The 6,437-nt window shown below is 44.3% G+C and carries 6 protein-coding genes; all 6 read left to right on the forward strand.

Annotation, left to right across the window (positions count from 1 at the left end):
- Positions 1 to 279 precede the first annotated feature (279 nt).
- The gene (locus VNN20_16570) at positions 280 to 1,581 is read left to right on the forward strand and encodes a sigma-70 family RNA polymerase sigma factor (protein HWP93805.1); all 1,302 of its coding nucleotides are present in this window, start codon (positions 280 to 282) and stop codon (positions 1,579 to 1,581) included.
- Between the two features lie 243 nt (positions 1,582 to 1,824).
- The gene (locus VNN20_16575) at positions 1,825 to 2,196 is read left to right on the forward strand and encodes a YciI family protein (GenBank protein HWP93806.1); all 372 of its coding nucleotides are present in this window, start codon (positions 1,825 to 1,827) and stop codon (positions 2,194 to 2,196) included.
- A gap of 471 nt (positions 2,197 to 2,667) precedes the next feature.
- Positions 2,668 to 3,438, forward strand: coding sequence for an ABC transporter ATP-binding protein (locus VNN20_16580; protein ID HWP93807.1), 771 nt, complete (start codon positions 2,668 to 2,670; stop codon positions 3,436 to 3,438).
- A gap of 413 nt (positions 3,439 to 3,851) precedes the next feature.
- Positions 3,852 to 5,357: a glycine betaine ABC transporter substrate-binding protein gene (locus VNN20_16585; protein ID HWP93808.1), complete on the forward strand. Its 1,506-nt coding sequence runs from the start codon at positions 3,852 to 3,854 to the stop codon at positions 5,355 to 5,357.
- Between the two features lie 52 nt (positions 5,358 to 5,409).
- A complete protein-coding gene (locus VNN20_16590) occupies positions 5,410 to 5,649 on the forward strand; it encodes a hypothetical protein (protein HWP93809.1) in 240 nt (79 codons plus the stop codon).
- Positions 5,650 to 5,667: 18 nt separating this feature from the next.
- Positions 5,668 to 5,886 carry a DUF2283 domain-containing protein gene (locus tag VNN20_16595; GenBank protein HWP93810.1) on the forward strand — a complete coding sequence of 73 codons (219 nt, stop codon included), beginning with the start codon at positions 5,668 to 5,670 and terminating at the stop codon, positions 5,884 to 5,886.
- Positions 5,887 to 6,437 lie beyond the last annotated feature (551 nt).

Genomic DNA, 6,437 nt, shown 5'->3' on the forward strand with positions numbered 1-6,437 from the left:
TACAAGATACAGGATTTATGCTACATGATACAATAAGGTGCTCACCCTTCCCCCGGTCTAGCCGGGGGACCGGGCTCAGGCCGAACGGTTTTTTTCTATTCTTAAAGCTTTGATAGCGGATGCAAATCCGCTCATTCCTTCCCCGATTTATCGGGGATCGACTCAGGACAGGCTCTGAGTCTAATCGAAGGATGAATTTTTATGTATGAAAAAACCTTTGAGAATGCATCATGTCCATCCGTTGCCCTATTTTTCCCTCCGTTGTAAGCTATGGAGGAGATGGGCTCTCCGCATAGTGAATCAGAAATAAACGAAATCCTTGATAATCTCTTCAGGAACCAGTCCGGAAAAATGGTATCCCGTTTTACCAGGCTTTTCGGCTTGAATCGCCTTCGAATGGCCGAGGACGTAGTACAGGACGCCTTCACTAAAGCACATGGGGTTTGGTCAGATAAAGGCCTACCGGAAAACCCGGCCGGCTGGTTATGGCAGGTTGCCCGGAATAGAGCGATTGACCTTTTGAGACGCGAAAAATTTTTACAATCTAAGGAAGAACTATTAGATAATAGTGAATCCGGCATGCCGAATTTCATCAGCGACGAGGAATTAAAAGATGACCAACTGAGGATGATTTTTACCTGCTGTCATCCCGGTATCCCGGAGAAATCGCAAATCGCCCTCACCCTGAAAATATTATGCGGGTTCAGCATAAGCGAAATCGCCAGGGCTTTTTTATCCAAAGAAGCCACAATCGCCAAGAGACTGACCAGGGCAAGAAAGAAGGTAAGCGAGCTTAAAATTCCTTATGAAGTGCCGGCAGGTAAAGAACTAGCAAACCGCTTAGAATCGGTCCTAAAGGTTTTATACCTGCTATTTAATGAAGGCTATTCTCCGTCATCCGGAGATGAACCCATTCGCCCGGATTTATGTAGCGAAGCTATTCAGCTAGCCAAATTACTGGTAGAGAATCCGGCAACAGAGTCACCTCAATGCCACGCTTTATTAGCGCTTATGCTCCTCAATGCATCCAGATTTCCGGCAAGATTGGACAGGGACGGAAATTTGTTGGTTCTGAAAGAACAAGACCGCTCGCTTTGGGACAGGGAGATGATTAGCGAAGGCCTATTTCATCTCCAGAAGTCTGTGGGTAGCGAAGTAGTTACGGAGTACCATCTTCAGGCAGCCATATCGGCTTGCCACTCCATTGCCGAAAGCTATGAATCCACCGATTGGAAGCAAATACTCTCTCTTTATAACGCCTATTCGAAATTGAACCGTTCACCGATAATCGCCCTTAACCGGGCTATTGCCGTATCCAAGGTTCACGGGCCAAAAGCGGGGATCGATGAGATAAATAAGATTAACGATCTTAAGACGCTTGAATCTTATCATCTTTTCTACTCGGCCCTAGGAGACATGAATTTGCAGTCAGGCAACAATAAAGAAGCGCTCAAGAATTATCAGAAAGCCCTGGAACTCTCTACCGTTAAAGCAGAACAGTCTTTTTATCAGAAAAGAATCAAATTATGTGAGCAAAAACTAGACCTGGCCGATAGGTACAGCTTGGCAAATTCGTTCTAAAAAATTTTTCACAGATTGTCCCTTTTTCAAAATATCATTCGTTATGTATATGTATGGAGATGTAGGATAAACCCATATGGAATTTGTAGGGGCGAACCTTGTGTTCGCCCAGGATAGGTAAAGTAAATTGTCGGCAGGACCGATGCTTGGTTAAAAAATTACTGTAAAAGCGAAGAGCCCTGCCCCTCTTTTGCCTATGGAGTTGAAAACCTGAAAATAAACGAAGCAAGGAGGTAACATCCGATGAGAGAATTTGTATTTTTAATTAAAGGTGAGTGCCATACAGGCGTCTCCCCTGAAGAATATCAAAAACAAGCGGCAAAGTTTGCTGCCTGGATTTATGGTCTCATTCAAAACGGACATCTGGTCAACTCCCGGCCTCTAGGTGCAAATGGCAGACGAGTTACAGCAAACAATATAACCGACGGGCCGTTCATAGAATCAAAGCAGGATATAGGCGGATACTTCCTGATCCGGGCTAAGGACCTTGATGAAGCCACTCTTATCGCCAAGGGGTGCCCTGCCCTTGAAAGCGGCGGAATAGTCGAAGTAAGAGCGGTCGATGAGGAAAAAGTGTCTAGATTAAGAGAAAAACTGGGACCGGGATTCAAATAATTATTGTGCACGTGATAAGCTAGGTATCGAGCAGTTTTAATCATCTCGGCATAGTGTCAGAGCATATCAAGGGGTATTTAATTGACGCATGTCCCCCGGTCAAACTTGCCCAAAATGAGAGATTGATTAACCGGGTTCTCCTGATGCAATCAAAAGCCTTCATGACGGACAAGACGAAGGAACCCCTCTTTAATTCCCCCCTTGGTAAGGAGGAAAACACAAAGGGGGTTAAAAACGGGGACCGGCTGTATCCCTCAGGTCGAGGGAAGGGGATTTTAAGATGCCCCCATGCTTGCTACTGGTTTATTCATTTGACCAAGCAAGCCTATCTGCTTTTTCCTCTATAGAGACCTGCCATGGCCTGTCCCTACGAATAATTTTTTCAGCCTAATTGGATCGACTTGGCATAAGAGCCGAAGCTATACATAAATAGCAAATTGGTATATTGTAAATAAAAAACCCCAACCCCCCATGATAAGACTGGAAAACGTCTCCAAGGCATACGGTTTAACGAAGGCTGTCCATTCAGTTGATTTAACAATCCAACCCGGTAAGACGACTGTACTCATAGGTCCAAGCGGTTGTGGCAAATCTACATTGATACGACTCATGATTGGATTAATCAACCCGGACAGGGGCAACATCTATATGGAAGGTGAGATGCTCAACTCGAGTAATGTGTCTTCCTTAAGGCAAAAGATAGGCTATGTGATACAGGACGGAGGGCTGTTCCCCCATCTCACTGCTTATGAGAATGTTTCTTTGATGGCTAACTACCTCGGCTGGAATAAAGAGCGTATTCAAAGGCGGGTGTTAGAACTCTCCGAACTAACAAAGTTTCCTGCCGATGCCCTTGGCCGTTATCCGGTTCAAATCTCCGGAGGTCAAAGACAGCGGGTTAGCCTGATGCGGGCGCTGATGCTCGACCCGGATATCCTTTTGCTCGATGAGCCACTCGGCGCGCTCGACCCCCTTATCCGTTTTGAGCTGCAGACCGACCTCAGAGAGATATTCCAAGCGCTTGGAAAAACCGTAGTAATGGTGACCCATGACATCAACGAAGCCGGTTTCTTCGGTGATACCATAGTTCTACTCAGAGACGGGAACATCGTGCAGGAAGGAACGTTACTGGACCTCGTTCAAACGCCGGCCGACCCATTTGTCACCCGTTTCATCAAGGCACAGCGAAGCCCATTGAAGTCAATACAAGATAATTACTCAGCCACTAATCGACACGAATAAACACGAATTAAAAAAATAGGACTTAGGATAGAAGACTTCGTCGTGAGCCCAGTCGAACGATGCAGGATAAAGGATAGAAAAGCTTCTTTAACCATGAATCATGAATCGTGCATCATACATCGTGATTCGTGTATCATGCACCGGGTGATTCAATACTTTCGGAGATAAATTAGATTGATAACCCACACGGTACAGCCTATACACCTTCTCCCCCTTGTGGGGGAGAATTGAAGAGGGGGTATTAAACCCTAATACAATGTCTCTGGCATTATTTCAACTCTATAGTTCTGATTGTATTGAATCCCCCATCCTAACCCCTTTGACGGAGTTTATACTGGCAATGACCGTCCAACTTGTCATTCCGAGCCACCTTTGGTGGCGTGGCAATCTCATTGTTTATAGCGTATTTCAAGATGAAAACTTTAATTAGTCTAATTTTAATTCTGTTAGTCCTGGTTAACCTGAATTGCAATAATTCATCAAAACCAACACCTCCCCTAAAAGTCGGCTCCAAGACCTTCACCGAATCGGTCATTCTGGGGGAAATAGTTACACAACTCATTCGTAGCGAAGGCGTTGAGGCAGAGCATCTAAGGCAATTGGGCGGCACCCGGGTTTTATGGAGCGCGCTTTTAAATGGAGATGTTGATATATATCCCGAATATACCGGAACGATCACTCAAGAAATTTTGGCGGGAAGCAATATAAAGAATGAAGGGACGCTCAAAGAAGTGCTAGCCGATAAGGGAATTCTTATGAGCAGTCCATTAGGGTTTAACGACACCTACGCCGTCGGGATGAAGAAAGAGGCCGCCGAGAAACTAGCCATAACTAAAATCTCCGACCTAAGAAAATACCCCCAGCTCAGGTTTGGGTTCACCAATGAGTTCATGGAGCGCGGCGACGGCTGGCCGAGCCTCCAGAGAGCCTATAACCTCCCGCAAAAAAATGTTAGAGGACTCGACCACGACCTTGCCTACCGGGGACTGGAAAGCGAGAGCATCGATGTAACCGATTTATATTCGACCGATGCCGAGATTCGCTACTACGATTTATATGTGCTGAAGGATGACTTAAACCATTTCCCGGAGTATAACGCTGTGCTTCTTTATCGTTCAGACCTGAAAGAAAGAGCTCCGGAGGTGATAAAAGCCATTTCCGCATTAGAGGGGAAAATCTCCGAGGAAGCCATGATTCGGATGAATGCGGAGGCTAAGATTGACCGGGTACCGGAGGGCGTCGTTGCATCAGATTTTCTGAAGGTGAATCTATCCATTGATACAGAACCCCTTGAAAGCACGTTTCTTAATAGATTAACTCATAATACTCTCCAGCATCTTTTTCTCGTTGCCGTGTCGCTTTCTGCAGCAATTTTGATTTCTATACCCTTGGGAATCTGGGCGTTTAAGAATGAAAAAGTGGGCAAGATAATCCTCGGCATTGTAGGGATAATTCAAACCATTCCATCATTAGCTCTCCTTGTGTTCATGATTCCGCTTCTGGGCATCGGCTCAGCGCCGGCCATTCTTGCCCTTTTCTTGTATAGCCTGCTTCCCATCGTGAGAAACACCTACTCCGGATTACAAGACATTCCATCACATATTAGAGAATCGGCGGAAGCATTGGGTTTATCATCTTGGGCGCGTTTAAGACTTGTAGAATTACCCATGGCTTCTCGTTCAATACTTTCCGGTATCAAAACCTCTGCGGTGATTAACGTCGGCACGGCAACACTGGGAGCCCTTATCGGCGCGGGCGGCTACGGCCAACCTATACTAACCGGGATCCGCCTCGATAATATCCGGCTAATCCTCGAAGGCGCCATCCCCGCCGCCGTCCTCGCCCTCCTGGTACAGGGATTGTTTGATTTGTTGGAACTGGTGCTTGTGCCCAAGGGATTGAGGCTGAAGGGGGAGTAGTGAAAGTGCTAATAATCTATAATTAGAGCATCAAACCACTATGAAAAAGGTCATGATAGTAGAGAAGGTTAGAAATCAGGTAAAAAGAAGAAAGCTTCCTATAGGGGAGATAAGAAAGCTCGCTGAGAGTCCAGAAAATGTAGAATCGGTGGATGAACATAACTATGTTGCAAAGAAGGTTTACTATGATAAAAAGCTTAAAAGAAAGATGTTGCTTATAATTGTATATGAAGAAAGAAAAGAGAGCCGTAGGGTGTATTCAGCTTATAAAATGGATATAATAGAAAATTAAGAGTAGGAGAGCATTTAAATGAGAATATCTTATGATACCGAATCGGATACGCTAGAAATAATTTTTAAGGAAAAAGGCTATGAAAAGAGCCTTGATTTACAAGGAAAGGTTGTAGTAGACCTCGATAAGAGGGGAAATGTTATTGCACTGGAAATATTCAGGGCTTCCAAAGTTCTCGGACGAGATACCTCCGTCACGTTTGATATCGAAAGTTTGTCCAAGAAACTTCGGGCTTAGAGATTTTCATCTTTGAAATAGTATGGCTGGTGTTTTTAGATATTGAGACCAGCACTGGCCTGGAAGAGTTTACGCTAAGCGGGGAGAAATTATCTAAATAAGAAACTTAATATTCCCCTCATTTTGATTACCGCTTTTAATACCCTTATAATTTTATAAACTCTCAATATGTATAATAAACAACAAAGATGAAAATTACATGTATAGACAAAGATCTAAAGGCCGTATTTGAAAGTGGTTATTACAAAATTCCCCGATTTCAGAGACCATATTCATGGGATCGAGAAAATGTAGAAGAATTCTGGAATGACTCTATTGTAGAAAGCGATAGTGAACATTTTATAGGTTCAATCACTGCTGTCCAAAATAATCAGGTATCAAGAAATCCATCCCCGTAAAACAAGGCTTTTAGAGGGGTTTTTTCAATAGGTGTGTAAAAATCATTCAGGCGGCCTTCCTTTTTTGCTTTACTTTTACTTCTTCTACCATTATCCCATTAACAAATCTCTTCCCTGCATAAACTTCCGGTAACAACCAGTATCCCCGGAGTG

Source organism: Thermodesulfobacteriota bacterium (genome assembly GCA_035559815.1).
Taxonomy (GTDB): domain Bacteria; phylum Desulfobacterota_D; class UBA1144; order Nemesobacterales; family CSP1-2; genus DATMAT01.